Annotated in this window: 1 protein-coding gene; it reads right to left on the bottom strand. The window is 75.5% G+C overall.

Translation table 11 applies throughout. The annotated features are described in order from the left end of the window. Positions 1-893: response regulator (locus tag GM676_RS31330; RefSeq protein ID WP_155468468.1), on the bottom strand; the 893-nt coding region annotated here is incomplete at both ends.

The following is an 893-nucleotide window of genomic DNA, read 5'->3' as shown; positions in this document are numbered from 1 at the left end:
GGCCAGGCCGCGCAGGGCGTGGGCGTGGCGCAGCGCGGCCGCGTGGTCGCCGCGTTCCAGCGCCGCCCGGATGCGCGCGGCGCAGTCCTGCTCGTCGCGGCGGAACCAGCGCAGCACCTTGAGCAGCAGCGCCTCGTTGCCGTTGACGCTGGCGCGCGCCTGCGCCAGGTCCAGGCCGGGCACGGTATCGGGCAGGGCCATCGCCACGCTGGCGGCGCGCGCGCCGGCGACGGCGTGGCCGCTGGCCGGCAGATACTGTTGCAGCAGGCGGTGCAGCGCGGCCGGGATCAGCGGCTTGCTGATGCGGTCGTTGAAGCCTTCGCGCTTGCAGCGCTGCCACTCCTCCGGCAGGGCGTTGGCGGTCATGGCGATGATCGGCAGCGCCGCCAGGCGCGGGTCCTGGCGCAGTTGCAGCGTGGCCGCGTGGCCGTCCAGCTCGGGCATGTGCAGGTCCATGAACACCAGCTGGTAGCGCCGCGCGGCGTCGTCCGCCCGCAGGCAGTCGATGGCGTCGCGGCCGTTGACGGCCAGCTCGACCTCGATGGCGCAGGCCTGCAACAGGGCCACGGCGATTTCCTGGTTGATCGGGTGGTCCTCCACCAGCAGGATGCGCACGCCGGGGAACTGCGGCGCCGCCGGCCGCTGGCCGCCGCCCGGACGCTCGGGCGCGAACAACTGCAACAGCAGCGCCGCCATGCCGGCGCGGGTGGCCGGCTTGACCAGCACGGCGTCGGCGCCGGCCGGCGTCAGCGAGGGATCGCTTTCGGTCAGGTTGGTCAGCAGCGCCAGCCTGCAGGCCGGCAGCGCGCGCGCGGCGGCCAGCACGCCGTCCAATCCGGCCAGCCCGGCGTCGGCCAGCAGCAGGTCGCAGCGGACCCCGGGCGCGGCCAGGC

It is taken from the genome of Duganella radicis, from assembly GCF_009720825.1.
In the GTDB taxonomy this organism is placed as follows: Bacteria; Pseudomonadota; Gammaproteobacteria; order Burkholderiales; family Burkholderiaceae_D; genus Rugamonas; species Rugamonas radicis.
Note: the sequence above shows the minus strand (reverse complement) of the source record. Positions and strands in the feature narration are given on the sequence as shown.